Raw genomic sequence first — 26,075 nt, forward strand, 5'->3', positions numbered from 1 at the left:
AGGTAAGTTGTATTATAGTAAGTTTGAGAAGATGAGAATGAGAGGAAAAGCAATGAATATACAACGGTTTATAGAAAAACGCAAAGCACGTGGTTTGTCGCAAAGTGAATTAGCTAAAGGGATTTGTACGCAAGTTACGGTTAGTCGCTTTGAAAAGAATGGTCAAGTCCCAACTTTAAAAATATTGATCCAACTATGTAATCGTTTAGAGCTGCCTTTGGGGGAACTCTTCCCGCGCGTAGGGATTAAACAACCTGAAATTCTTGAAAAAATGGAAGAAGCAGAATTCTTCTTGATTACCAGCGAACATGACCAATTGCAAACAATTTTAAAAAATATTCCTTTTGATGAAATCAAAGATTCTCAACTGTTATTAGAATATTATTATTTACAAGGCTTTGTCATGATTTTTCAAAATGCTTCGTTGATGGATTGCTTATTTACCTTTGAAAAACTTCTGTTTGAAGAGCAAAAATACACGAGCGATATTTACCGTTTGTTAGCTTTTACTGGAATTGGCATGGCCTATGCCAAAGAAGGCGAAATTGAGAAAGCCGAATTTTATTTCAATAAGGTCTTCAAGGAAATTTATCTCTATACTATTCAATCAATGGAAGATACTTGGCGAGTATTAAATGTTGTCTTTCACTGTGGTGTTTTTTATGCAGAAAAAGGCGATTTAGAAACAAGTGATGCTTTGTTAGAGTATGCGATTTCCATCTGTTCTGATAATCACGTCACGTATTACTTGGCAAGAGCAGCTTTCCAACTTGCGAAAAATGCCTTAGCTGAAGAAAAGCCGCAAGAACAAATTTTAGAACTACTACAAGATGCCCGCGCGTATGCAAAAATCAATAAAAACCGCATCTTGTTGGAAGCAATTCAAACATTGAAAGAAACAATTTTATCTAAGAATAATTAGTTTATATAGAAAATTATATATTTATTTTCAAAATATAATAAAAAAAGCGTTTTTTAAAAGAGTTCAAGACATGTTACGACCTTAAATGAAAATTTTAAGGTCGTTATTTTATATAAAAAAATATATAAACGACTTGACTGGCATCAAATAAAGGCGTATGATTCATTTGTGAATAAATGTGAAATAAAACACAATCTTTCGTGGAGAGGAAGTCTTGAGGTGCAACAAAGTCAAACTATTTATTTGATGGGCACAGTAATAGATGTATTTGTAGACCATGAAGAACCTGAAAAAATTCTAGAAGAAGTGCATCAACGATTGATCACTTATGAACAACGTTTTAGTGCAAATGATTCAACTTCGGAACTGATGGCTGTCAATCAACAAGCTGGGCAAAAACCAGTCAGCGTTCATCCAGAGTTGTATCAATTAATTGCATTAGGGAAAAAACATAGTTGTGATCCAGCTAGTCATTTGAATGTTACCATTGGCCCGTTAGTTCAAACGTGGCGAATCGGTTTTAAAGATGCCCGTGTCCCGTCAGACGAGGAAATTAAAGCCTGTTTGAAAAAAATTAATCCAGAAAAGATTCACTTAAATCCCTTAAAACAAACGGTTTTTTTGGAAGAAGAAGGAATGAAATTAGATCTGGGGGCTTTAGCAAAAGGCTATATCGCTGATTTACTAATTGCCTATTTGAAAGAAGTCCATGTTACGTCTGCTTTGATTAATCTGGGCGGCAATATTGTGACATTGGGGCCCTCTACGCATCAAAACAAAAAATGGCGAATTGGTATTCGCAATCCGCAAAAATCCAGAGAAACAATCAGCTTACTTGTCGAAGTGGCTAATCAATCGGTTGTGACGTCGGGCATTTATGAAAGAAGTTTAACCGAAGCTGGGCGAGTCTATCACCATTTGTTGGATCCGACAACCGGATACCCATTGGAAACTGAAATGGCCAGCATCACAATTATCTCGGATGCTTCAGTGGATGGTGAGATTTGGACAACGCGTTTATTTGGTTATCCAATTCCAGAAGCGCTTGAAATCCTCAATCAACTAGATGGGATTGAAGGAGTCATCATTACACAAGACCAGCAAATTTTATATAGCAGCGGGTTAGCAGATACTCTTCACATTATCCATTCATAGAACCGAAAAAGAAAGGACAGCTCATTATGAAAAAAATTATCGGCTTAGTAGGAACGAACTCAGAGCAATCAACCAATCGTCAACTTTTGCAATTTATGCAACACTATTTTGCGCAGGAGGCTGACATTGAACTAGTTGAAATTGTTGACTTTCCTATGTTTAACAAGCCAGAAGACAAAGTTTTGCCAGAAATAGTTAAAACGGTTGCTGAAAAAATTGAAGCAGCAGATGGCGTCATTATCAGTACACCTGAATATGACCATGCGGTGCCGGCTTCTTTGATGAATGCCCTAAGTTGGTTATCTTACGGGATTTTTCCGTTTGTTGATAAACCAGTTATGATTACTGGTGCATCCTATGGCACGTTAGGTTCCTCTAGAGCACAAGCGCATCTGCGTCAAATTTTAGATGCTCCTGAATTGAAAGCACGAATTATGCCAAGCTCTGAATTTCTATTAGCGCATTCCTTACAAGCTTTTGATGAAAACAATGCGTTAAAAGATTCAGAACAAATAGATAAACTAGCTGGTTTGTTTGCAGATTTTTGTGTATTTATTGAAATTACAGAACAGCTGAAACATGCGCATGCGCAAAATAAAAAAGAAGCAGAAAATTTCTCATGGGAAACGATTTAACGAAATGGAGTGAATAAAATGAAATTAATTGGGATCGTCGGATCAAACGCTGATTCTTCTTATAATCGGTTACTACTGCAATATATTGGCAAAGAGTTTTATAAAATGTTCGACTTGGAAATTTTAGAAATTAAAGATATTCCAATGTTTAATCAAAGTAAGGATCAAACGAACAGTGTCTTGATTCAGAATATGAATCGCAAAATTTTACAAGCAGACGGCGTAATTATTGCGACGCCCGAACATAACCATACCATTCCTGCCGGTTTGAAAAGTGTGTTAGAATGGTTATCTTTCAAAATTCATCCGCTGGAAAATAAACCAGTAATGATTGTTGGTTGCTCTTATTATGATCAAGGAACCTCACGTGCGCAATTACATCTCCGTCAAATTCTTGATGCACCTGGTGTCAATGCAATCGTGATGCCTGGAAACGAGTTTTTATTAGGAAAAGCTAAAGAAGCATTTGATGAAAACGGCAACTTAATTGCGGAGGGAACACGTCAATTTTTAGAAAGCACATTACAAAAATTCGTGGAATTCATTGATGTGATTTCAAAATTAGAAGGAGCTAAGCCAAAAGACTTACCTGAGGATTTACATGCAAAAGGAACCATTGAAACAACGATCGAAGGGGTTGATATGGCAGCAGATGATTGGGTAGAACAAGCAGCAGAAGCGGTTCAGGCTGTGGAAGGCGACACATACGTAAAATTAGATCGAGGCATTTTAACCGTTGATCAGCTAAATTATTTCTTAAAATCAATGCCAATGGAATTGACTTACGCAGACAGTAACAATCAATTTTTATATTACAATAAAAAAATGGCTGCTGAAGAAATGTTTGCTAAACGGCAACCAGGACAAGTTGGTAATCCATTAGCGAATTGCCATCCACCAAAAGCATTGAAAAATGTAGAATGGGTGATTCAACAATTACGGTCAGGAAAAACAGATGCTATTCGCGTTCATGTTCCAATGCACGGACCAGATACCTATGTAGTGCATAACTATCAAGCGATGTATGATGATAATGGAAATTACGCGGGAATTAATGAGTATATTTTAGACTTTAAACCAATTGTTGATTGGTATTTAAAACAAACTGGGCAAGAATTAGTCGGTGGAAAAAACGTCGATGCAGTCAGTGGTGCCTCCAAAAAAGAATCGCCAGAAACGGCAGATAGTGTCTCAAGTGCATCAGTCCATGAAGAAGAGTCAGCGACCGAAAAGCCAACAGTTGACAGCGTTTCTAGCGCTTCAATTAAAGAGTAAAATAACAGCAAAAAATAGCGGCAACAAGTAGTCATACTGTATTCAGATTAGCAATGCCAAATGAGGACTTTTATTGACAGAAGCTGATACTTAAAAGAGTAAGAACTTTATAGGAAGATAGTATAGAAGACGAACCAAAAGTTTCAATCATTTTTGACGAATAGGCTAGAAAAGAAACAGAAAATTAGTCAAACAAATCAGCTTTTCTTTAAATTTAAAGTAAAAAAATAACAAAAAAAGCCTCCTTGGTGACGCAAGGGGGCTTTTTTTGGTTAAAATAATACTTTTCTATGAAGATTCCTAAATATTGAAAGAATCATTTTTAAATTTGTGGAAAAAATAAGCAAGATTGACACTCACGTCTTGTCAAAAAAATAGATACTTAAGGCGTGATAGTTTGGAGTTGAAAATGTGACTACTTTGTTAGATGAATTATTAGACCAAGAATTCCGAGATAAATTACTTATTTATCAAACTTTTATGAATAGTGAAGGTCCATTATTAAAAGAAGAATTTTATGGATATTTTGATTTATCCACTCAAAAGTTAGAATCGTTGTGCCGTCAAATAAATTATGAATGTACACAGATTTCTTCAAGGAGTCAAATTCTTTTTCCAGCTAAAGGACTGATTAGTGCGCAAAAATTATCGCAAATTGATTATCAAGCCTTAAGAAAATATTATTTTGATCAATCACTAATGGCCAAGTTGCTTCTTGATGTGGGCCTCTATCAAAAGCACACGATTCAAGAATTTTCTCAAATTCATTTTATGAGCAAAAGCAAAATTTATGCCTTCTCGTATAAACTAAATCTGATTTTAGCTAATTGGCGTATTAAATTAAAGTCAACAGGCTTGGTTGGAGAAGAGAAAAATATCCGAAGTTTTTGTTTTCAATGCTTGTATTATTTTTATGGAAGTAATCAAGAAAGGCTGCCTAACATTTTGATGGAAAATAGTCCTGGCATTAAACGATTTATAAACGATTTACAACTGATGTATCAAAGAACGTTTAGTCTTAATCAAAGCGCACAACTATTTATTCTTTTAACGATCCAACGTTTTCGTGTATTTTCTGATCATGTAGTGGACTCTTTTACGGAAGTTCATGTGCCTAGCTGTTTACAGCATGCGTTTGAAAAAATCTATACAAGCGAAACCCCTCTTTTTAAAGAGGATTTTGGCAAAGAGACTTCATATATTTTTCTTTTTTTAAGTTTAAATGAATACATTGATAGTCCGATTGTTTTTCCAGATAAGTTAACCATGTTAGACGAATTTATTGATCATATGAATAGTGTTATTCCTTTCTTTGAAAAGCGAATTACGGTGGAAACAAAAGAAAAATTAAAGTTGATTTGTTATCGCTGGGACCGCCTATACTTTTCGGTGGCTGCATTTATTCCCGCCAAGCAGAGCAGTTTCTTTGAAGAGCGGTTTCCTCAAATTCATCGCGCCTTAGATGGTTTTATACAAAAGACAGAGTCGCTGTATCAAAAACGATTTTTAATGTATGAACGCGTGCATCTATACTATGATTTTATGTTTTGTTTGTTAAATGATCGTTCTTTTTGCGCAATTGAAAAAACGATTCATGTATTTGTTGATTTTTCTGGTGGGGAGGATTATAACCGCTTTATTGCAAAAATTATTGCTTCTTTCAATTATATGGATGTCATGATTGATCACAAATTAACCTTAGAAACCGATTTGTATTTGTCCGATTTTTATAGTTCGAAAGTACGGTGTCGTCAATTGACATGGCGTCATTTGCCGGAAACAAAAGATTGGCAAGTATTTGCTGAGGTGGTCAGAGAACTAAGAAAGGGAGAGACTCAGAAAAATGAGCACTATGGGAGAGACCCAATCGAGATGTGGCGAGAACAAGAATACGAAGGATAGTCAATTGAGACAAGCAGGTAACTATAAAGATTTAACTGGCCAAAAGTTTGGTGAGTTGACAGTAGTAGCACCAACGGCAAAAAGAAAAGAAGGGCTGATTGTTTGGGCCTGTCGCTGTTCTTGTGGGAGCTATGCAGAAGCTTCAAGAAGACAACTAATTCGTGGGTATCGAACGAAATGTGCTCACCATCGCTATCAAACAATGTTGAAAAAAAACTATCATGAATTAGTCGTGGTACGGATTGAAAGTATTCAACAGACAATGAAAGCGTATTGTCTGTGTTCGTGCGGACAATCTTGCTGGGTTCGCTGTGAAAATTTGTTGAATGGCCATACCAAAAGCTGCGGTCATCGTAAAAAGAAGGATTACCGACAAAGAGTTGCTGGCGTAATTCCAGGGAAGTTACAAAGTAAACGCCCCAAAAATAATAGCAGCGGACACAAAGGAGTGAGCCAGACCGCTTCTGGGAAATGGCTGGCTTATATCTCTTTGAAAGGCAAGCGCCATAACTTAGGTATCTTTACGAAAAAAAGTGAAGCAATTTTAGCAAGAAAATTAGCAGAACGTCGTCTATTTCAACCAATTTTACAACAAGAAATAGCGACTACAAATAAGGAAGTTTAGCAGCAGAGAGGATGCGAAAGATGTTAGCAGGCTTATTTTCAGTAACTGGAATGATTTTATTGGGGATTTTATTTTGCTTAATTGGTTATCAAACGTTTCGAAAACATCATCATTAAGAGAAGAATGTTCTAGCTAGATAATTTCATCGACAGATGAAATTATCTAGCTTTTTTTATAAAAAAGCTAAGAAAAGGATAAGAGATTGTGGAAATTCTTTAGATTGTTTAACAAAGCCTTAATTTCCTTTGTTTTAGATTGTGGTTAAGAAGATTTTTCTCTATACTAAGTCTTCGGAAATCAAAGAAAAGAAAGGAGCGAGTGATGTGGTTAAAAAAATTGGTTTAAGTATAATGCTCTTATTTTTTTTCTTAATTATCGCACTCCCAATCTATGCGTGGAAGATTGAGCCGAATTTAGTTCACGTTAATCAGGTGACTTTGGGAAAGAAAAATCAACGAGAACCATTGAATGTTGTGCAACTTTCGGATATACAAGTTTCAGAATTTTATGAGACGAAGCGGTTAGATAAAGTCATAAAAAAAGTCAATCGTGAAAAACCAGATATTATCGTTTTTACAGGTGATTTATTTGACAATTATGCCAAAAATCCGCAACAAAAAGAACCGATGATTGAAAAGTTAAAACAGTTACAAGCGACAATTGGAAAATATGCAGTTTGGGGAAATCATGATTATGGTGGCGGTGCTTCTGCGGTGTATGATGAAGTCATGGAGGCCAGTGGCTTTACCGTTATGAAAAACCAAGGAGAAACAGTAACCTTAGCAGATGGACGCCGTCTTTTTATTGGTGGTTTAGATGACTCGTTATTAGGAAATCCTTCCGTTTCAGAAACATTATCCTATCGAGAAACGTATGACTATGCGTTATTAATGACCCATGAACCAGATGTCGCGGATGCATTTATTGGTACGGGTACACAGTTAGTTTTAGCAGGACATAGCCATGGCGGACAAATTTGGATTCCTTTTTATCCAATCACAAATGTTTTAGCTGAAAAGTATACCAGAGGATTGTATCAGTTGGACCAAGAAACGCAACTATATGTTAATACAGGCTTAGGGACGACCGCCATTCATGCCCGTTTTGGGGTGATCCCTGAAATTACACATTTTACTATCTATATTTAAAAAGTCTGGTCAATCCGACCAGACTTTTTTCTGTTATTTAACAGAATTATTTTTAAGAAAAAGATGTTCATATTTTGGTGAAACGTTTCTATAAAATGCTTTAAAATATCTAGAAAAGAGTATTTTTATGGAAAAAGAAGCAGGGGAAATAATTTCTTTATAAATGGTCTATAGCGCTTTTTAATGCTGTTATTTTTAAATAAAACCATAATGTAAGGGTTTACAACCGTTTGAAGTGAATGTATAATCTGTTTGTAGAAACGTTTCACTAAAAAGAAAGGAACCCTGCTTATGAAAAAACTAAAAAAGTTTTATGATCAGCGGCAATTGCATTGGATGGTACTTCCGGGTGTAGCATTCATGATTGTCTTTAACTACATTCCAATTTATGGAATTATCATTGCTTTTAAAAATTATACGATTGTTGACACGGTTTCTTCTGCACCATGGGTTGGACTTGAAAATTTTCGAATCATTATGGAAGATAGTTTTTTTTGGGAAGCAGTTCGTAATACCTTAGCGATTAGTTTAATGAAACTTTTTTTAGGATTCGCTATTCCGATTATCTTAGCGGTAATGATTTTTGAAATGAGAGATGGCCATTTAAAAAAAGTGATTCAGACAATTTCTTATATTCCGCACTTTTTTTCTTGGATCGTTTTAGGCGGGATGTTGATTTCGTGGCTTTCAACAAATGGCTTTATCAACCAAGTCATGATGTCGTTAGGCTTAATGAATCAGGGCGTCAATCATTTGTTAGATCCTGATAAGTATTGGTGGATTGCTGTTCTTTCTGATTTGTGGAAAGAAGTAGGTTGGGGCACGATTCTCTATCTTGCTGGCATGTCTCGCATTGATCCAACGTTTTATGAAGCCGCGAGAATTGATGGTGCTTCAAAATTAACACAAATCCGAACGATTACTTTGCCCTTATTAGCGCCGATTATTTCGTTGAACTTAATTTTAAATGTTAGCGGTTTATTGGGATCGAACTTAGATCAAACGTTGGTTTTAATGAATGCTCAAAACCAAAACAAATCAGAAGTAATTAATTCATTTGTTTATCGTATGGGGCTAACGCAAGGGGACTTTTCTTATGCGACGGCAGTTGGTTTAGGGATTTCCGTTATTTCAATTGTTTTATTAGTCATTACAGATCGCATTACTAGAAAAATGAACAATGGTCGGTCGGTTATTTTATAAAGGAGGCAACAGCTGTGATTAAAAGAAAATCAAAAGAAAACAAATGGTTTTACTTTTTCAATACGTTAATTCTTGTGTTGTTTTCTTTATTAATTATCGTGCCAATTTGGAATATTTTAGTTTCCTCAGTTTCGTCAAGTTCGGGTTTAGCTGGTAAAGGCTTGGTTTTATGGCCGAAAGGATTTACGTTAGAAAATTATCGGAAAGTTTTTTCGGATAGTAGCATTCCGCGAGCGTTTTTGATTTCTGTTTTAAAAACAGTCATCGGTGCGTCGACGCATACGCTGTTCTGTGCAATTGTCGCTTATGGACTTAGTAAATCTAGACTAGTCGGGCGTAATATTTATACAACGATGGGTGTCATTACAATGTACTTTGGTGGGGGCATGATTCCCACGTATCTTTTGATTAAGTCATTAGGACTCTTAGATACCTTCTGGGTATATATCATTCCAGCTTTATTTAGCTATTATGATGTAGTTATCTTAATGAACTTTTTCCGAGAAATTCCACCATCTTTAGAAGAATCCGCCAAAATAGACGGCGCCAGTGAGTTTCAAATTTTTTATAAAATCTTTTTACCTTTAACAAAACCGGCATTAGCCACCATTATTTTATTTAATGGGGTAGGTCAATGGAATGACTTTATGACCACGAAATTATATATTACCAAAGAATATCTGTATCCATTGCAGATGAAAATTTATGAAATTATTGTTCAATCAAACTTGAGTACCATGACAGAGAGCGGCAGTACAGATATGGTGGTGCAGGCAACGACACGTGGTGTTCAGCTGGCAACAATTGTCATTACAACGATACCAATTTTAATCATTTATCCATTACTACAAAAACACTTTATCGGCGGTATGATGGCCGGTGCAGTAAAAGAATAAAGAAAGTAGGGAACAATATGAAAAAAGTTTTAGGCGGTTTATTGGTGGCAACGGCGCTCGTTAGTTTAGCGGCCTGTAGCGGAGGGGAAAAGAAAGCTAGCTCAGATGTCTCAATTAAGGATCGGTATGAATTAGATGAAAAGACGCCTGCTTGGAAGTTAGATAAGAAGAAAGAACCGACCAAGATTAAATGGTATATTAACTCAGATTGGACGGCGCTGCCTTTTGGAAAAGACGTGACCACTGCGCAGATTAAAAAAGACTTAAATGTGGATATTGAATTTATTTCCGGCGATGATTCAAAATTAAATGCCATGATTTCAAGTGGAGATATGCCTGATATTGTGACATTAACTGAAAAAACTGGACAAGCAGCATTGAAAGCAGATTCTTGGGCCTATTCTTTAAACGATTTAGCTAAAAAATATGACCCCTATTTAATGAAAGTTGTTAACCAAGATACGTTTAAATGGTATGCCTTAGAGGATGGAAAAACATATGGTTACCCTAATTACTCTAATACAAAAGCGGATTATGAAAGTGGAAATATCCCAGTAAATGATAATTTTGTTATTCGTGAAGATGTCTATAATGCGTTAGGCAAGCCAGACGTTTCAACACCAGAAAATTTTGAAAAAGTCATGCAACAGATTAAAGAAAAATATCCTGAGATGACCCCAATGGGCTTCACCACAGTGGGCGATGGTGCAGGACCATTTTTAGACAAATTACAAGACTTCTTAGGTGTTCCTTTAGAGGATAAAAATGGTAAATACTATGATCGAAATTTAGATAAAGAATACTTAGAATGGTTAAAAACATTTAATGATGTTTACCGAGCAGGCAATATTAGTGATGATAGCTTCACAGATGATGGAGCAACGTTTGATGAAAAAGTGAAACAAGGAAATTATGCAACCATGCTCGTTGCTGGAACTAGTGGTCAAGGTGGAAACTTTACAGAATTTATGAAAAAATCTGGCACACGTTATATAGCCATTGATGGACCAAGTAGTACTTCTGGCCGAAAACCAACATTAAATCAAACCGGCATTTCAGGTTGGTTAAGTAATTACATTACGAAAGATGCGAAAGATCCAGCGAAAGTCACTCAACTATTCACATATTTAATTGATGAACCGGGACAAATTTTAACAAAATATGGCGTTGAAGGAGTTACTTATGCGTACAATGATCAAGGGAAAATTGATTATTTACCAGAAGTGAAAAAATTAGAACAAACAGACAATGATGCCTACAACAAAAAATATGGCATTAGTCGTTTCCTATACTTTAACAATGACCGTGTTAATAAACTAAAAGTGCCAATGGAAAGTGCTTTAACGCAAATGCAAGAATGGGGCAAAGGGAAATTGGTCCCACATTTCGTAATTGAAAATATTAATCCAGATGCGGGAACGCCGGAAGCTCGGGCGAATGAAGCGATTGAAACCAAACTAAATACAACCGTTATTTCAATGATTCGTGCGAAAGATGATAAAGCCTTTGACAAATCTTTAGAAGACTACAAAGCATTCTTAAAATCAAATAAATGGGATGCAATTGAAAAAATAAAATCTGAGAAAATGGCAGAAAACAGAGACAAACTTAAGTAAGAGAGGAGGAGAGAAAAGCGGATAAAGCAACGAGAAATCCGCTTTTCTCTTTTAATATGAATAAGTTATTTGCATATGAAGGTTGGTATTATCGGATTTTTTCTTTTATTGCCAACTTGATCATTATTAATTTTCTCTTTTTAATTACCTGTATAACAGGCATCTTTAGCGGTGTCGGCTTAATTGCGTTGTATCGAACGATCTATCGTTTGTATCGTGAAAAAGATATTCCTGTTTTGCGAACGTTTTGGACAGCATTAAAAAATAACATCTTGCGAGGTTTTATTTTAACAGGTGTCTTGTTCGTTGCTTTTTTACTGGGCGGTATTGTCGTAACAAGTTTATTTAAAATAGCCACTAGTTTAGGTTTCTTAGCTATTTTTCTATTAAGTTTTGTTGCATTATTTTTGACGAGTTTTCTTTTTCTCTTTTCCGTTTTTAATTGGTCCGTTAAAAAGACACTAGGTGAGACGGTTTATGTGGTCTTAAGTAATAGTGCAAATGCGATTATTTTGTTTATTTTACCTCTTTTAACGTTTGTTTTTTTCTATAAGCTTAATTTGTTTTTATATATTGCGTTAGGATTCGGGACAACGGCTTTTCTTCAAGTTGCGTTTTTTCAGAAAGTGTTAGGTGTGGAACATGAATGAGTATTTTGAGTTTTGGCAAAAGACTAAGGAAGAACTTCAAAAAATACCGCTAGATATCCATCGGCGGGTCATTGACTATCCATTGGAAAATGTTCAAGTGGAACAGGTCGACTTTTTAAGTTTCCTAGGTGAGCGCATCTTTGGCTATTTGTTACTTCCTAAAACGGCGGGGAAACAGCCAATAGTGATTGATTGTTTAGGCTATATGAATCATATTCAAGAACCTTGGCAATTTGCTCATTGGACACAAATTGGTTGTGCTTGTTTTGTCATTGATAATCGAGGTCAAGGGGGATTAACCAAAGATCGCGTGCCATATCAAACAATTTGGCATGAAGCACCAATGGGACGAGGATTTCTAGACAAAGAAGATTGGTACCAACGCCGTTTGTTTGCCGACCATTTACGTAGCGTAGAAGTGGTGCGGACCTTTACTGAAATTAATCAGGACCAAATCATTCTTCGTGGTGGTTCCCAAGGGGGTGGCGTAGTGTTAATGGTGAACAGTTTAGTCGACTTCCCGATTTTAGCTACTTTTGCAGATGTTCCAAGTCATTCTTGTTTAGAAAATCGAGTAGCAGAAGGAACGGGTTCGTATCAAATTATTCATCAGTACTTACAAGAGCATCCTCAAGCGCATGAAAAAATTGCCGCGGTTCTTCCTTATTTTGATAGTCGCCACTTTGTTTCGCAAATTAAAAATCCAGTCTTTGCTTCTGTTGGGAGTCACGATCCGATATGTCCAATGAAAGATTTTTTCCCTTCTTATCATCAGATAAAGGCAAGAAAAGCAGTCAGAGTGTATTGGAAAAAAGGCCATGGTGGCGGTGAAACAACTCAGATCCGTCGTGAAATGCGTCAAATTCAACAACTATTGCAGGAGGTTAAAAATGAAAATAGCTACGTATAATGTCCGGGTAGATACAGAGTATGACCAAGATTGGCAATGGTCTTTTCGTAAAGAGGCTGTTTGTCAGTTAATCAATTTTCATGATTGGAGCCTTTGTTGTATTCAAGAAGTACGACCGAATCAAGTCAGGGATTTAAAGGCGTATACAACATTCACCTGTCTTTCTGCGGAAAGAGAAGGGGATGGTCAAGGAGAAGGACTAGCGATTCTCTATAACGAACAAAAAGTTCAGGCTATTGATACAGGGTATTTTTGGTTATCTGAAACACCTCAGCAGCCAAGTATCCATCCTGAAGCTGGCTGTCCAAGAATTGCTTTGTGGGGACTATTTAAGGAAACGACTCAAAATACGCCTTTTTTAGTCATCAATGTTCATTTGGATCATATTTCAGCTCATGCTCGTTTAGCAGGAATGACCGTTATCTTAGAGGAGTTACATGACAAAATTGCACAGTATCCAACTTTATTAATGGGCGATTTTAATGCAGAGTCGGAGGAAGCAGTTCATCAACTTGTTCAAAAAAAATTTCAAGATAGCAAAAATTTAGCTACTCATTATGGCCCAAGAGGAACATTTCAAAATTTTACTTACACAAAACCTTGGGCGGAATTAGAAGAAATTGATTATATTTATGTAAAAGGTTGGCAAGTACAGCAAACCGCAAGTTTAACAGATAGTATCGATGGACGTTTTCCCTCCGACCATTTTCCTTTAGAAGCAGAAGTATGTATTGAAGAAAGGTGAGAGTATGAAAGAAAATCAACTGATTCAATTAGTCGAAGAAATGACAATTGATGAGAAAATTAATCAATTATTACAATTAGCAGCAGCGTTTTATTCAGATAAAGCAGAAGAAAAGACCGGCCCTATGTCAGAGCTAGGACTAAGTCAAGAAACGATTGATACGGCGGGGACAACACTGGGTGTTTCCGGTGCAAATGAAGCGAAACGTGTTCAAAAAGAATATATGCAAAATCATCGCTTAAATATTCCAACACTTTTAATGGCGGATATTATTCATGGTTTCAGAACCATCTTTCCGATTCCTTTGGCTTTAGGAAGCACTTGGGATGAAGCAGCGGTTGAAAAAATGGCGGAGATTTCAGCAAAAGAAGCTGCTGTTTCAGGATTACATGTAACCTTTTCACCAATGGTTGATTTAGTGCGCGATCCACGTTGGGGACGTGTCATGGAGTCAACAGGTGAAGATCCATTACTCAACAGCCGCTTAGCTGCTGCAATGGTTAGAGGTTACCAAGGAGAAAATTTAAAAGAAGACAATTGGCGAGTAGCCGCGTGCGTGAAGCACTTTGCGGCATATGGTGGTGCCTTAGCTGGTCGGGATTATAATACGGTAGATATGTCTGAACGGCAGCTAAGAGAAATGTATTTACCTGGCTATAAAGCTGGATTAGATGCGGGTGCAAAACTTGTTATGACGTCCTTCAATACAGTGGATGGGATTCCTGCTACAGGCAACCAATGGCTGTTTAGAGACGTATTACGAAATGAATTTGGCTTTGAAGGAGTTGTGATTTCAGACTGGGGAGCGATTAAAGAATTAATTCCTCATGGCGTTGCCAAAGATGAAAAAGAGGCAGCAGAATTGGCTATCAAAGCTGGTGTAGATATTGAAATGATGACCACGTGTTATCCAGATTATTTAAAAGAATTACTTGAAGAAGGCCGGATTGCTGAAACACTTATTGATGAAGCAGTTATGCGAATTTTAAAACTAAAAAATGAGCTAGGCTTATTTGAAAATCCCTATCGTGGTGCGGATGAACAAGCGGAAGCAGAAGTGATTTTAAGCAAAGAACATCGAGAAATAGCTAAAAAGATTGCTCAAAAATCAATGGTTCTTTTAAAAAATGAAAATATTTTGCCTTTTACGCCGCAAGAAAAAATCGCGCTTGTCGGCCCAGGGGCCCAATCACAAGATATTTTAGGGGCTTGGTCATGGCAAGGAAAGAAAGAAGAAGCCATTTCCCTCGTGGCTGGGGCCCAAAAATTAACCACAAATCTTCTAGTTGCTCAAGAACACTTTGATTACTTTGAACCGACCGCGGCGGCCATTGAAGAGGCTTTAACGTTAGCTAGTCAAGCAGATAAAGTAGTAGTGGCACTAGGCGAAACAGATTGGATGAGTGGGGAAGCTGCCAGTCGCAGTGATATTCGTCTACCCGAAAAACAATTAGCAGTAGTGGCACAAATTATTGAGAAAAATCCCAATGTTGTTGTCACGGTCTACAGTGGCCGGCCCTTAGATTTACAAGGGATAGATGTTGCAAAAGGAATTGTGCAAGCTTGGCAACCTGGAACAGAAGGGGGCAATGCGCTAGCAGAAATTTTGTGGGGACAGTACAATCCAAGTGGTCGTTTAAGTATGTCGTTTCCAGAAACGGTTGGTCAAGTGCCAATTTTTTACAATGTCGACAATACTGGGCGTCCTTATGAGTCAGCACCAGAAGAAAAATATGTTTCTAAATATTTAGATGTCTCTAATTACGCTAAATATCCCTTTGGATTTGGCTTAAGTTATAGTCATTTCTCTTATCAACCAATTCAACTAAGTGCATTAACATTTACCAAAGAACAACCAGTCACGGTCTCTGTTTTAGTAAAAAATGACAGTCCAATCGCTGGAGAGGAAACCGTGCAATTTTATGTACGTGATTTGGTGGGACAAGTGGTTCGCCCAATTAAAGAGTTAAAAGATTTCCAAAAAGTTTGGCTGGAACCAAAGGAAGAAAAAGAAGTTCAGTTTCTTCTTTCAGAGGATATGGTGCGCTATGTTCATTCAGACAATCAGGTAACCAGTGATGCAGGTGAATTTATCGTAATGATTGGTGGAAATAGTCGCGATGTACAAACCGCAACAGTCACGTTAAATGAATAAGATGGGAAGGATAAGTTATGCAGATAAAGAAGCTTAAGCAAGCAGACACAGTTGCTACATTTCTAGAGACAGGTGATTTAAAAGAATTGAATAGCTGTGGCATGATGATTAATCAATTAGAAGGTAATCCTTTAGACGGCAGTATGAACCAACTCTATTTGCGGATAATTACAGGGGACACAATTAATTATCGACCAATGATTGGTTCCAACAGTCAAAGTGATTTTTATCTTTCAGATAACCAATTGACATGGCGGGGCGAATTTGAAGCGGTTCGTTACCAAGTTGACTTTCGTTTGGGGCCAAGCAATCAATGGTTCTGGCGGGTTAATGTCACTGGAACTGGCTTAGTAGATATTGTTTATGGTCAAGATATTGGCTTAGCGACCAAAGGAGCCGTTCAGTCAAATGAAGCGTATGTGTCGCAGTATCTTGATCATCACATTTGGCAAGAGGGCGAAGAGCTTGTTGTTTTATCAAGACAAAATCAACCGCAAAATGAGAAGTTTCCAGCCCTTATTCAAGGGAGTTTTCAAAAATTAGCAGGCTACTCAACGGACGGCTATCAATTTTTTGGACGTTCATTTAAACAAACAAACACACCAGAAGCATTGGGGAAAAGATATTTAGCAAATGAAGTCTATCAATATGAATTTGCTTACACCGCTTTACAAACGGAAGCCGTCCAATTAACGAATGAAAGTAAGGAATTTGTTTTTTATGGTGCGGTAACAGAAACACATCCGCAAGCATTAGCTGAACCTTTTTTATCGAAAGAAGCCTTACAAGCTATTTATGAAACTGTGACATTCGATTCATTAGAAGAAACACAGGACTCTCCTACGAAACTTTTAGGAGAACCTATCACAGGAAATCCATTAACAGAAGAAGAGTTGGCCGCACTTTATCCCATTCAGACACAAATTGAAAAAGTAGCAGGCCAGACGTATTCCTTTTTCACGGAAAATTACCATCACGTTGTTCTTCAAGAAAAAGAAATTGCCATGGAAAGAGCGCATGGCCACATTTTATTAAGTGGTAAAGGTTTAACGGTTGACGAACCTTTGCTTAGTACGACAGTGTATATGTATGGCATTTTCAATTCACAAGTAGTTTTAGGAAATACGACCATGAACAAATTAATGAGTAATAGCCGAAACGCTTTAAACGTTATGAAACGCTCTGGTCAACGAATCTACATTTTAGAGAATGGCTTATGGCGCTTACTAACAATGCCTTCTACTTTTGAAATGGGGTTGAACTCTGCTACGTGGTATTATAAGTTGCCAAAGGATACAATTCGGGTACGCACCTTCACTTCGCCTGATTCAAGAGTGATTCAATTGGAAGTGACCAGTCAAAAGGATGCGTATATGTGGGCTGTTTCTAACCATTTGTTATTAGGACCGGAAGAAGTACCAACCTATCAATTAGAACAAGCTGGCAAAACGCTTCGAGTGACGGGAAATCATTCTGCTACAGAAAATTATTACCCAGAACTAACCTATGCATTGACAGTTGATAAATCATTTCAAGTAACCGATAGCACATTATTGGGTGGAGCTGAAGCAGACTTATTAGTCTTGGCAATCGAAAAGACCCAAAAATTTTCACTACTTATTACGGGCAGTACAGAGGACCAAGCATTAGTCAATACACCATTAGATTTTGAAAAAGCAGAAAGTCAATATTTAGCATTCATTAATGGCTTGTTGCATCATTTTGAGTTAACACACACAGACTCAAGTGTGCAGCAAATGAATCAATTAACTCGTTGGTATACTCATAATATGCTCGTTCATTATTTGTCGCCACATGGCTTAGAACAGTATGGTGGAGCAGCTTGGGGCACACGAGATGTGTCGCAAGGACCGACAGAATTTTTCTTTGCGACGCAACAGCCTAAGATCGTGGCCTCCATTATTCAGCATCTATTTGAAAATCAATTTGAGGACGATGGCAACTGGCCGCAATGGTTTATGTTTGACCGATACGAAGAACAAAAAGCCAGTGAAAGCCATGGCGATATTATCGTCTGGCCATTGAAAGTAGTGACTGATTATTTGGAACAAACCGCAGATTATTCAATCTTAGCTACGGAAATCCCTTATACAAGTCGCAAAGATAATCACAAAACAAAAGAAACAGCATCTTTATTTGAACATTTGAAAAAAGAAATAAATTATATTGAACAACATTTTTTACCAGAAACTTTTCTATCCTGTTACGGTGACGGCGATTGGGATGACACGTTACAACCTTATGATAATCGTCTTAAAGAGCAAATGGCTAGTAGTTGGACCGTTGCCTTAACGTATCAAGTGTTGAAAAAATTTGCGGCTTTAATTACGGAAATCGATGCTACTTATAGTCAGCACTTAGCAATTTTAGTCGCAGGAATAAAGAACGATTTTCAAAAATATATGTTGGCGGATGAAACGATTCCAGGGTTTATTTATATGGAAACGCCAGAAACTTTTGAACAAATGATTCACCCAAATGACCAAAAAACAGGGATTCAATATCGATTATTGCCAATGACTCGTAGTATGTTAGCCGAATTATTAACACCGGAACAAGTAAGTCATCATTTAGAAATTATTGAAAAAGAATTAACGTTTCCTGATGGCGTGCGCTTAATGAACAAACCAGCGAACTATCGAGGCGGTGTGAGCACTAATTTTAAACGAGCAGAACAGGCGGCTAATTTTGGTCGCGAAATTGGTTTACAGTATGTTCATGCGCACATTCGCTATACAGAAGCGATGGCGAAAATTGGTCAGCGAGACAAAACCTGGCAAGCATTAATGCAAATCAATCCAGTTCAATTAAAAGAAGTGGTTCACAATGCAGAGTTACGTCAAGCCAATGCCTATTTTAGTAGTTCCGATGGCGATTTTAAAACAAGGTATGAATCACAAGAAAATTTTGGTAAACTAAAAGATGGAAGTATTGGGGTAAAAGGTGGTTGGCGAATTTATTCAAGCGGGCCGGGAATTTATTTAAATCAATTAATTACAGCTGTTTTAGGGATTCGGCAAAAGGCCCAAAGTGTGGTTTTCGATCCCGTGTTACCAGAAAAATTGTCTGGTTTAGCACTAACTTACCAATTGTTTGATAAACCTGTCACATATAAATTTTATCCAAATCAGTCAGCGAAAATAGTTATCGATGGTCAAGAAGTTCCGTTTAAGTTTGAAGAAAACCCTTATCGAGAAGGGGGAATGGAAGTTCAAAAAGACGAGGTGCTTTCATTATTAAATGAAGCAAGTGTTATTGAAATTTACCATTAGAAAGGAGAGTAGTCCATGATAGGAATTAAAGATATTGCAAAAAAAGCAGGCGTATCAATCTCGACCGTTTCTTACGCATTGAATGGTAGTTCAAAGGTAACTGAAGAAACACGAACGCGCATCCAAGCAATTGCTGAAGAGCTAAACTATGTTCCTAACATGGCCGCTCGCACATTAAAACGCCGTCAAACCAATATTATTGGTGTCTATTTGGCCGATTATGGCGGTAGTTTTTATGGTGAATTGTTGGAGGGGATTAAGAAAGGCTTAGCACTGTTTGATTATGAGATGATTGTCTGCAGCGGTAAAAAGTCACATCTTTTCATTCCTGAAAAAATGGTGGATGGGGCAATTATTTTAGATTGGACATTTCCAACAAAAGAAATTGAAAAGTTTGCTGAACGAGGCCATTCGATCGTTGTCCTTGATCGAACCACTGAACATAGGAATATTCGGCAAGTTCTCTTGGATAATCGTGGCGGTGCCACGCAGGCAATTGAGCAATTTGTCAATGTGGGTTCAAAAAAAGTTCTTCTGCTTTCTGGACCAGAAAAAGGTTATGATAGCCAAGAACGATTGGCTGTTAGTACACGAGAATTAACTCGTTTTGGGATACCTTATGAAATTATCCAAGGCGATTTTACCGAACCTTCTGGTTATGCGGCTGCTAAAAAAATTTTGAGTCAACCACAGACAGAACCAGTCGATGTTTTTGCTTTTAATGATGAAATGGCGATTGGTGTCTATAAATATGTTGCAGAAACAAATTACCAAATGGGGAAAGACATTCGGATTATTGGTTTTGATAATTCTGAACTAGGTGCGTTTGTGCAACCGCGATTAGCAACAATTGCCTATTCTAAACATCGATGGGGCATGGTGGCTGCAGAGAAAATTATTCATTTAATGCGGGGAGAAGCTGCTGAGAGCGAACACATTTACACACGTTTTATAGAAGGAGAATCTTTTCCGTCTGAATAATAAATAAAAAGTTTGGTCCAATGCTAGCTAAGCTAGCGAACCAAACTTTTTTCTGTAATGGTAATTTCTTCTGATGCAATGGGTTCATCCAGACTGAGAAGGCGATCTCTAAATTTAAAATGGACCGGCTTATTCTCATTAATAAATTCATACGGGTAAGCGCCTTGGATTGTTTCACCAGGATTGATTTCATCTGCTAAACGATCTAATTTGTCTTGGAAAGGTGAATCTGTTAAGACTGCATATTGTAAATTTTGGGCTTTTCCGTGGACAGTTTGACTAACTTCCATAAAACTTTGAATCATTAGCTGAATATTTTGTGTTTTTTCGGTTGTATTGGTTAATTCAAACAGGACATAAAACATTGGTTTGCCTTGATAATCTTTTCCTTTATGCAAGGCAGTTAAGGCTAAACGCCCATCTGGAACCAACAATGTTCGATTTTCATACGTCCCAATACTTGTCGCCAACACTTCATCAGGTGCGGGCGCACTTTGACTTGCTGGGCTGCCACTTACAGTTGAACAAGCACTTAATAAGGTACTTAGAACGAGTAAGCTCATTAAAATGTAGGGTTTCCTCATATAAAGTCCTCGCTTTGGTTGATTGACTATGTAAAAAATAAATTGCTTGTATCTGTATTAAAAAGAGTGCTACAAGCAATATTTTAATCGTACTTCTAGTAAATAGCAATACTTTTATCAAAATTCATGTTTGGAAATATAATTTGAAAAATATTTTTAACTAGCAGAAAAACATTTCTAACAAAAAGTATTGGCTCAAAGTAAAGAGATCGTTTTGTTAGAAATGAGAAATGGCAACATAAAAGTTTCCTATTTTTCTGCAATTAAGACAGTTTCAAAAGTGAATTCACTAGGAATATGATTCGCAATTGAGTATTCAAAAATATGCCCGTTGCCTAGGTAAGCAATTTGTTCTGCACGCATCAGGAAATCATTATCGGTTAAGTTTAAATATTTTTTTTCCAACGCAGAAGGACGGATCCCAGAAATGCTGACCCGCGCACTTTGAATTTTTTGATGCAATTGTTCCGAAATATATTGATAAATGGAGACTTTCAATTCTTTCATTGTCAAGTTCGGAATTAAAGCAACGGGCATCCAAGTGTATTCAATAATTGAGGGCACATCTTCGATAATCCGTAAACGAATAATTTTGTAGACTAACTCTTCTTCTGTAATACTTAATTTTTCAGTCACCCAAGGCTCAGGTACTTCTGTTGCAAAGCCTAAAACCACGGATTCAACTTTTCCATCGTAGGTTGAGTAAGTGCCGGTTAACGGAGAAAATTTAGTAATGGTTCGATTTTGAAAGTCTTGAACAAAGCTGCCCGAGCCACGTCGTCTGACAACATAACCTTCTTGCACAAGCAAATGTAAGGCTTTTGTAATGGTTAGTTCGCTGACTTGATATTTTTCTGCAAGAAGACGACCTTGGGGTAACTTTTGATTAATGGGATAAACACCTGCTTCAATATCCTGTTTTATAGCTGCATAAATTTCTTTATAACGTGTATTTGTGCGCATCAGAGTCCTCCTTTATCACCAGTATTTCTCTCATTATACCATGAATTTAACGTGTTAAAACTATATATTTATTTTTAACGTAACCACTTAATAATCAAGTACTTAAATAAAAGTAGTTGACTTATCCTTTTTAAAACTATATAGTTTTAAAAGTAAACAGAAGAACTTATTGATCTGATTGGTACTTTTTGTGAAAACCTTTTACAATAAAAGGGCAGCACAGAAAAGAGGGAGGTATGACAATGGAACATCATCAACTAAAAGCATTTCCGCAAGATTTTTTATGGGGCTCTGCTTCGGCAGCTTATCAAGTAGAAGGTGCTTGGAGTGAAGACGGCAAAGGCGCATCTGTTTGGGATGAATTTGTTCGGCTACCAGGAAAAACGTTCAAAGAGACAACTGGTGATTTAGCCGTCGATCATTATCATCGTTTCAAAGAAGATGTGGCTTTAATGAAACAACAAGGTTTAAAAGCATATCGTTTCTCGATAGCATGGACACGAATTTTACCTGAAGGACGTGGTCAAGTAAATCAAGCGGGACTGAAATTTTATTCAGATTTAATTGATGAGTTATTAGCGGCAGGAATTGAACCAATGGTAACTTTATATCATTGGGATTTGCCAGCTGTTTTGCAAAAAGAATATGGTGGCTGGGAATCAAGAAAAATTATTGCTGATTTTGTGGCCTATGCGAAAATTTTATTTGACGCTTTCCGTGGCAAAGTTCGCTATTGGATTAGTTTAAACGAACAAAATGTGTTTACTTCGTTAGGTTATCAATTAGCCGTGCATCCTCCCGGCGTAACAGACAATAAACGGATGTATGAGGCCAATCATATTGCTAATTTAGCCAATGCAGCAGTGATTAATGCGTTTCATGAATTAGAAATGCCTGGCAAAATTGGCCCTAGCTTTGCTTATACGCCTGTTTATGCCGTTGATGCGCATCCTGCCAATGTTTTAGCGGCTGAAAATGCAGAAGATTTGCTGTCGCATTTTTGGTTAGATGTCTATCTTTGGGGAGAATACCCAATTGCCGCATTAAATTACTTAAAGGAGCAAGGTGTGGCCCCAACGATAAAAGAGGGCGATTTAGCGTTACTACGTTCAGCCAAACCTGATTTTCTAGGTATTAATTATTATCGGACGGATACGGTTGCTGCTAATCCATTAGATGGCGTCGGAATAGGGAAGATGAATACAACGGGTGAAAAGGGTTCTGAAACGGAATCTGGGGTACCGGGTTTATTTAAAAAAGTAAATAATCCATATGTTGAACGAACGAACTGGGATTGGGCCATTGACCCGCAAGGTTTGAGAATTGCCTTACGACGATTAGCTAGTCGCTATCAAGTGCCTATTTTAATTACTGAAAATGGGTTAGGCGAATATGATACCTTAACAGAAGATAAACAAATTCATGATACGTATCGCATTGATTATTTGCGAAGCCATATCCAAGCGATTCAAGAGGCGATTACGGATGGCGTTTCAGTTATTGGTTATTGTACATGGAGTTACACCGATTTACTGTCGTGGCTTAACGGCTATCAAAAGCGTTATGGTTTTGTCTATGTGGATCAAGATGAAACACAAAAAGGTTCCTTAGAAAGAATCCCGAAAGACAGTTATTATTGGTATCAAAAAGTCATTGAAACAAATGGACTAATCTAATTATAAGAAAAGAGTGTGGAAAATATGACAGTAAAAATGGGGTTTATTGGATTTGGTAAAAGTGCCAATCGTTACCATTTACCTTACGTAATGATTCGAGAAACACTAGAAGTGAAAACAATTTTCGATTTACATGTTAATGAAAAAGCAGCAGCGCCCTTTAAAGAAAAAGGCGTAAATTTTACCACTGACCTTAATGAATTATTGACGGATCCAGAAATTGAATTGATCACAATCTGTACGCCTGCGCATACACATTATGATTTAGCCAAACAAGCCATTTTAGCTGGTAAATCAGTGATTGTGGAAAAACCATTTTGTGATACGTTAGAACACGCAGAGGAATTATTTGCTTTAGGGCAAGAAAAAGGGGTAGTAGTGATGCCTTATCAAAATCGACGTTTCGACGGCGATTACCTAGCGATGAAGCAAGTAGTAGAGCAAGGCTTTTTAGGAGAAATCAATGAAGTGGAAACACATATTGATTATTATCGACCAGGAAGTATCACGGAACAAGGACCTAAAGAAAATGGTTCGTTTTACGGACTAGGCATTCATTTAATGGATCGCATGATTGCTCTTTTCGGGCGTCCAGATCAAGTCACTTATGATATTCGTAATAATGAAGTGAGCGAGGCAGTCGATAATTATTTTGACGTTGATTTACATTATGGTTCAAAATTAAAAGTAAAAGTTAAAACGAATCATTCTGTCGCTAGTCCGTATCCACGTTTTATTGTTCATGGCAGCAATGGCTCGTTCATCAAATATGGCGAAGATCAACAAGAAAATGATTTAAAAGCCGGAATCATGCCAGATGCACCAGGCTTTGGAGAAGATTCACCAATGTATTATGGAGAAGTGACCTACCGTAATGGCAATGGCGACTGGATTAAAAAACAAATTAAAACGCCTGTAGGTGATTACGGTCGTTATTATGATGCCGTCTATGAAACGTTGAAAAATGGTGCACCGCAACTAGTAACTGAAGAGCAAGCATTAACTAACATCGAAATTTTAGAAGTGGGTTTCCTTAACCCAAGTCCAAGTGTTTATCGTTTGAAAGAAAACTAAAGCGTGCTTAAATGACTTGAAAAGCGCCTGCCCTACAGTCCAGACAACTGTGGGGCAGGCGCTTTTATTTATAAAGAATTGTGAATTTTAATATAAGAAACGTATATTGTTAGTAAAAATAAAAAAAGGAAAGACATATTAGTAGCACTACTTCCCCAAGAATTGCTACTAAAATGTCTTTTGTGATGCTCGCTCAATTGAAGAGCCTTAAATAGGATATCGAATATCCAGTATAAATGCAAGTAAACTACTTTATAGTTAATATTAGTATACTTCATAAAATAATTTTTCAAAGAGAAAAAGGCTTGTTATGAGAAAAAATTAATTTTTAACTCGTTTTTTCTAAGCAAGATTCGTGCGAAAAAGACAATAATTACTGAAGCTGAATGGTAATTAAAGAGGTTCTTTGCTAAAATAGGAAAGACAAGAAAGTTTGGTTAACGAAAGAACCAAATCAGAAAGGAGGACAACCAGTGGAAAGTTGGCTTTTTTTACTACTGATTGCCTTGATTGCGTTTGTTGCAAAAAATCAAAGTTTATTAATTGCGTCAGTTGTTGTGCTTGCTTTAAAAGCTTTACCAAATAGTGCGAAAATCATGTCGTGGTTGTCAGATAAAGGCATTAATTTAGGTGTCACAATTATTTCAATTACCATTTTAGTCCCGATTGCTACAGGACAAATTGGCTTAAGGGATTTAATCCAATCATTCAAAACACCGATGGGATGGCTGGGGATACTTTGTGGAATTCTGGTAGCTGTTTTATCCTCAAAAGGAGTAGGTTTAATTAATCAATCACCAGAGATTACGGTTGCCTTAGTTTTTGGAACGATTCTTGGCGTCGTTTTTTTAAAAGGAATTGCAGCTGGTCCGATTATTGCATCGGGGATGATGTACGTAATCATTACTACCTTTCAAGCCTTTCAACACTAAAAAAGCAAACAAAACGCGTAAACGTTTTGTTTGCTTTTTTAGTGTTGATAAATGTCCACATTACTATCTAATATGCCACTTTCATTTTTTAAAGTAATGGTTCCCGCATTCGGATGAATCACTAGCTGTAAATGCCCTGTTAAAAACATTTGGTCATACGTCGAAGTATAGACGTGAAAAGAATCATTAGCAATTGTTTCGGTATAAGGCGCTTCTGCTTGATCAACAGGAACGATAATGAAACGATCGCCAATCATACAACAACCTTCTGCGGAAGAATAAGGATTAGAGCCGTCATTTGCTACCAACAAGAAGGTGTTCGTTTCAGTTAAGAAAGGGGCTAAACGTTGTTTTACTTCTTCAGAAATAGTCAGAGACATTTGCCTCACTCCTTTAAATAGTATGTAAAAGGAAGAGGGTAGCTTGTCGCTATGCCGCTCTTCAAAGGTTTTGTTATTTGCTTGTTTCTTTACTGCTTTTTTTGAAAAGAGCAATAGAAAAGGCGACAACTAAGACAACTGTTGCAGCTAAAACAAATGGATTTTTTGTTGCTGATGTGAACCCTAGGACTGTTGAACCAATCGCACCTACGTAAGATAAAATAATCGCTGCTTTCTTTGGTGTTGAAAGTTCTGTAAAGCTATCGCGGAAGGCGACACCTAAACCTAAAGCGCCAATAAAGGCAAACATCCCAAAAATAATGTGTAAAAAGACCATGAATTTCACCTCCAACAG

Annotated in this window: 23 protein-coding genes; 19 read left to right on the forward strand and 4 right to left on the reverse strand. The window is 37.1% G+C overall.

The features are described from left to right. The first annotated feature begins 31 nt into the window (after positions 1-31). The 16 genes from IGL48_RS05095 (at position 32) to IGL48_RS05170 (ending at position 20,111) form a co-directional block, all read left to right on the forward strand. Positions 32-922, forward strand: coding sequence for a helix-turn-helix domain-containing protein (locus tag IGL48_RS05095; RefSeq protein WP_002382193.1), 891 nt, complete (start codon positions 32-34; stop codon positions 920-922). Positions 923-1,141: 219 nt separating this feature from the next. Beyond that, the gene (locus IGL48_RS05100) at positions 1,142-2,077 is read left to right on the forward strand and encodes an FAD:protein FMN transferase (protein ID WP_010824556.1); all 936 of its coding nucleotides are present in this window, start codon (positions 1,142-1,144) and stop codon (positions 2,075-2,077) included. Positions 2,078-2,103: 26 nt separating this feature from the next. Next, complete coding sequence (locus IGL48_RS05105) at positions 2,104-2,712, forward strand: NADPH-dependent FMN reductase (RefSeq protein ID WP_002357907.1); 609 nt, start codon at positions 2,104-2,106, stop codon at positions 2,710-2,712. 18 nt (positions 2,713-2,730) lie between these two features. Continuing rightward, positions 2,731-3,987 carry an NADPH-dependent oxidoreductase gene (locus IGL48_RS05110; protein WP_048949599.1) on the forward strand — a complete coding sequence of 419 codons (1,257 nt, stop codon included), beginning with the start codon at positions 2,731-2,733 and terminating at the stop codon, positions 3,985-3,987. A gap of 411 nt (positions 3,988-4,398) precedes the next feature. Next, entirely contained in the window at positions 4,399-5,889 is a 1,491-nt protein-coding gene (locus IGL48_RS05115) for a helix-turn-helix domain-containing protein (RefSeq protein ID WP_048949600.1), read from the forward strand. Further along, entirely contained in the window at positions 5,840-6,514 is a 675-nt protein-coding gene (locus IGL48_RS05120) for an AP2 domain-containing protein (RefSeq protein WP_048949601.1), read from the forward strand. Before IGL48_RS05115 ends, IGL48_RS05120 begins: the two co-directional genes overlap by 50 nt. A 257-nt stretch (positions 6,515-6,771) precedes the next feature. Then, entirely contained in the window at positions 6,772-7,662 is an 891-nt protein-coding gene (locus IGL48_RS05125; protein ID WP_002402044.1) for a metallophosphoesterase, read from the forward strand. 291 nt (positions 7,663-7,953) lie between these two features. Further along, on the forward strand, positions 7,954-8,865 hold the full coding sequence (locus IGL48_RS05130; RefSeq protein WP_002382199.1) for an ABC transporter permease: 912 nt from the start codon (positions 7,954-7,956) through the stop codon (positions 8,863-8,865). Positions 8,866-8,879: 14 nt separating this feature from the next. Continuing rightward, positions 8,880-9,761 (forward strand): carbohydrate ABC transporter permease, encoded by an 882-nt coding sequence (locus IGL48_RS05135; protein WP_002357901.1) that lies wholly within the window; start codon positions 8,880-8,882, stop codon positions 9,759-9,761. 17 nt (positions 9,762-9,778) lie between these two features. Further along, positions 9,779-11,377: an ABC transporter substrate-binding protein gene (locus IGL48_RS05140; protein ID WP_010818351.1), complete on the forward strand. Its 1,599-nt coding sequence runs from the start codon at positions 9,779-9,781 to the stop codon at positions 11,375-11,377. 56 nt (positions 11,378-11,433) lie between these two features. Next, the gene (locus IGL48_RS05145; RefSeq protein ID WP_048949602.1) at positions 11,434-12,027 is read left to right on the forward strand and encodes a DUF624 domain-containing protein; all 594 of its coding nucleotides are present in this window, start codon (positions 11,434-11,436) and stop codon (positions 12,025-12,027) included. Continuing rightward, positions 12,020-12,937 (forward strand): acetylxylan esterase, encoded by a 918-nt coding sequence (locus IGL48_RS05150; protein WP_002382200.1) that lies wholly within the window; start codon positions 12,020-12,022, stop codon positions 12,935-12,937. Before IGL48_RS05145 ends, IGL48_RS05150 begins: the two co-directional genes overlap by 8 nt. Beyond that, complete coding sequence (locus IGL48_RS05155; protein WP_010822724.1) at positions 12,918-13,682, forward strand: endonuclease/exonuclease/phosphatase family protein; 765 nt, start codon at positions 12,918-12,920, stop codon at positions 13,680-13,682. Before IGL48_RS05150 ends, IGL48_RS05155 begins: the two co-directional genes overlap by 20 nt. Positions 13,683-13,686: 4 nt before the next feature. After that, the gene (locus IGL48_RS05160; RefSeq protein WP_048949603.1) at positions 13,687-15,837 is read left to right on the forward strand and encodes a glycoside hydrolase family 3 N-terminal domain-containing protein; all 2,151 of its coding nucleotides are present in this window, start codon (positions 13,687-13,689) and stop codon (positions 15,835-15,837) included. Between the two features lie 17 nt (positions 15,838-15,854). Beyond that, positions 15,855-19,130, forward strand: a complete 3,276-nt coding sequence (locus IGL48_RS05165) for a GH36-type glycosyl hydrolase domain-containing protein (RefSeq protein WP_048949604.1) — start codon at positions 15,855-15,857, stop codon at positions 19,128-19,130. 15 nt (positions 19,131-19,145) lie between these two features. After that, entirely contained in the window at positions 19,146-20,111 is a 966-nt protein-coding gene (locus IGL48_RS05170) for a LacI family DNA-binding transcriptional regulator (RefSeq protein WP_048949605.1), read from the forward strand. A 32-nt stretch (positions 20,112-20,143) separates the two neighbouring features. Here the strand turns inward: IGL48_RS05170 and IGL48_RS05175 are convergent, their stop codons facing one another. Both IGL48_RS05175 and IGL48_RS05180 read right to left on the reverse strand, forming a co-directional pair. Further along, positions 20,144-20,674: a DUF5067 domain-containing protein gene (locus tag IGL48_RS05175; protein ID WP_002384665.1), complete on the reverse strand. Its 531-nt coding sequence runs from the start codon at positions 20,672-20,674 to the stop codon at positions 20,144-20,146. 270 nt (positions 20,675-20,944) lie between these two features. Further along, positions 20,945-21,658, reverse strand: coding sequence for a GntR family transcriptional regulator (locus IGL48_RS05180; protein ID WP_002366529.1), 714 nt, complete (start codon positions 21,656-21,658; stop codon positions 20,945-20,947). A gap of 242 nt (positions 21,659-21,900) precedes the next feature. Between IGL48_RS05180 and IGL48_RS05185 the strand changes: the two genes are divergently transcribed. From IGL48_RS05185 to IGL48_RS05195, 3 genes are all read left to right on the forward strand, one after another. Next, entirely contained in the window at positions 21,901-23,334 is a 1,434-nt protein-coding gene (locus IGL48_RS05185) for a glycoside hydrolase family 1 protein (RefSeq protein ID WP_048949606.1), read from the forward strand. A gap of 24 nt (positions 23,335-23,358) precedes the next feature. Beyond that, positions 23,359-24,408 (forward strand): oxidoreductase, encoded by a 1,050-nt coding sequence (locus IGL48_RS05190; protein ID WP_048949607.1) that lies wholly within the window; start codon positions 23,359-23,361, stop codon positions 24,406-24,408. Between the two features lie 473 nt (positions 24,409-24,881). Continuing rightward, a complete protein-coding gene (locus IGL48_RS05195) occupies positions 24,882-25,340 on the forward strand; it encodes a DUF441 domain-containing protein (protein WP_010824564.1) in 459 nt (152 codons plus the stop codon). 38 nt (positions 25,341-25,378) lie between these two features. Here IGL48_RS05195 and IGL48_RS05200 read toward each other — a convergent pair whose 3' ends face one another. Both IGL48_RS05200 and IGL48_RS05205 read right to left on the reverse strand, forming a co-directional pair. Continuing rightward, positions 25,379-25,720, reverse strand: a complete 342-nt coding sequence (locus IGL48_RS05200) for an iron-sulfur cluster biosynthesis family protein (protein ID WP_002391631.1) — start codon at positions 25,718-25,720, stop codon at positions 25,379-25,381. A gap of 73 nt (positions 25,721-25,793) precedes the next feature. Further along, positions 25,794-26,057 (reverse strand): hypothetical protein, encoded by a 264-nt coding sequence (locus IGL48_RS05205; protein WP_002381957.1) that lies wholly within the window; start codon positions 26,055-26,057, stop codon positions 25,794-25,796. Positions 26,058-26,075: the final 18 nt, after the last annotated feature.

Origin of the sequence: Enterococcus sp. DIV1090, from assembly GCF_050537975.1 — a bacterium.
Lineage (GTDB): Bacteria > Bacillota > Bacilli > Lactobacillales > Enterococcaceae > Enterococcus > Enterococcus faecalis.

Bases quoted from the DNA above. Each gene is read 5' to 3' on its own strand.
- IGL48_RS05095 (WP_002382193.1), top strand. From the start codon at position 32: ATGAGAATGAGAGGAAAAGCAATGAATATACAACGGTTTATAGAAAAA.
- IGL48_RS05105 (WP_002357907.1), top strand. From the start codon at position 2,104: ATGAAAAAAATTATCGGCTTAGTAGGAACGAACTCAGAGCAATCAACC.
- IGL48_RS05110 (WP_048949599.1), top strand. From the start codon at position 2,731: ATGAAATTAATTGGGATCGTCGGATCAAACGCTGATTCTTCTTATAAT.
- IGL48_RS05120 (WP_048949601.1), top strand. From the start codon at position 5,840: ATGGGAGAGACCCAATCGAGATGTGGCGAGAACAAGAATACGAAGGAT.
- IGL48_RS05130 (WP_002382199.1), top strand. From the start codon at position 7,954: ATGAAAAAACTAAAAAAGTTTTATGATCAGCGGCAATTGCATTGGATG.
- IGL48_RS05140 (WP_010818351.1), top strand. From the start codon at position 9,779: ATGAAAAAAGTTTTAGGCGGTTTATTGGTGGCAACGGCGCTCGTTAGT.
- IGL48_RS05145 (WP_048949602.1), top strand. From the start codon at position 11,434: ATGAATAAGTTATTTGCATATGAAGGTTGGTATTATCGGATTTTTTCT.
- IGL48_RS05150 (WP_002382200.1), top strand. From the start codon at position 12,020: ATGAATGAGTATTTTGAGTTTTGGCAAAAGACTAAGGAAGAACTTCAA.
- IGL48_RS05155 (WP_010822724.1), top strand. From the start codon at position 12,918: ATGAAAATAGCTACGTATAATGTCCGGGTAGATACAGAGTATGACCAA.
- IGL48_RS05160 (WP_048949603.1), top strand. From the start codon at position 13,687: ATGAAAGAAAATCAACTGATTCAATTAGTCGAAGAAATGACAATTGAT.
- IGL48_RS05165 (WP_048949604.1), top strand. From the start codon at position 15,855: ATGCAGATAAAGAAGCTTAAGCAAGCAGACACAGTTGCTACATTTCTA.
- IGL48_RS05170 (WP_048949605.1), top strand. From the start codon at position 19,146: ATGATAGGAATTAAAGATATTGCAAAAAAAGCAGGCGTATCAATCTCG.
- IGL48_RS05175 (WP_002384665.1), bottom strand. From the start codon at position 20,674: ATGAGCTTACTCGTTCTAAGTACCTTATTAAGTGCTTGTTCAACTGTA.
- IGL48_RS05180 (WP_002366529.1), bottom strand. From the start codon at position 21,658: ATGCGCACAAATACACGTTATAAAGAAATTTATGCAGCTATAAAACAG.
- IGL48_RS05185 (WP_048949606.1), top strand. From the start codon at position 21,901: ATGGAACATCATCAACTAAAAGCATTTCCGCAAGATTTTTTATGGGGC.
- IGL48_RS05190 (WP_048949607.1), top strand. From the start codon at position 23,359: ATGACAGTAAAAATGGGGTTTATTGGATTTGGTAAAAGTGCCAATCGT.
- IGL48_RS05200 (WP_002391631.1), bottom strand. From the start codon at position 25,720: ATGTCTCTGACTATTTCTGAAGAAGTAAAACAACGTTTAGCCCCTTTC.
- IGL48_RS05205 (WP_002381957.1), bottom strand. From the start codon at position 26,057: ATGGTCTTTTTACACATTATTTTTGGGATGTTTGCCTTTATTGGCGCT.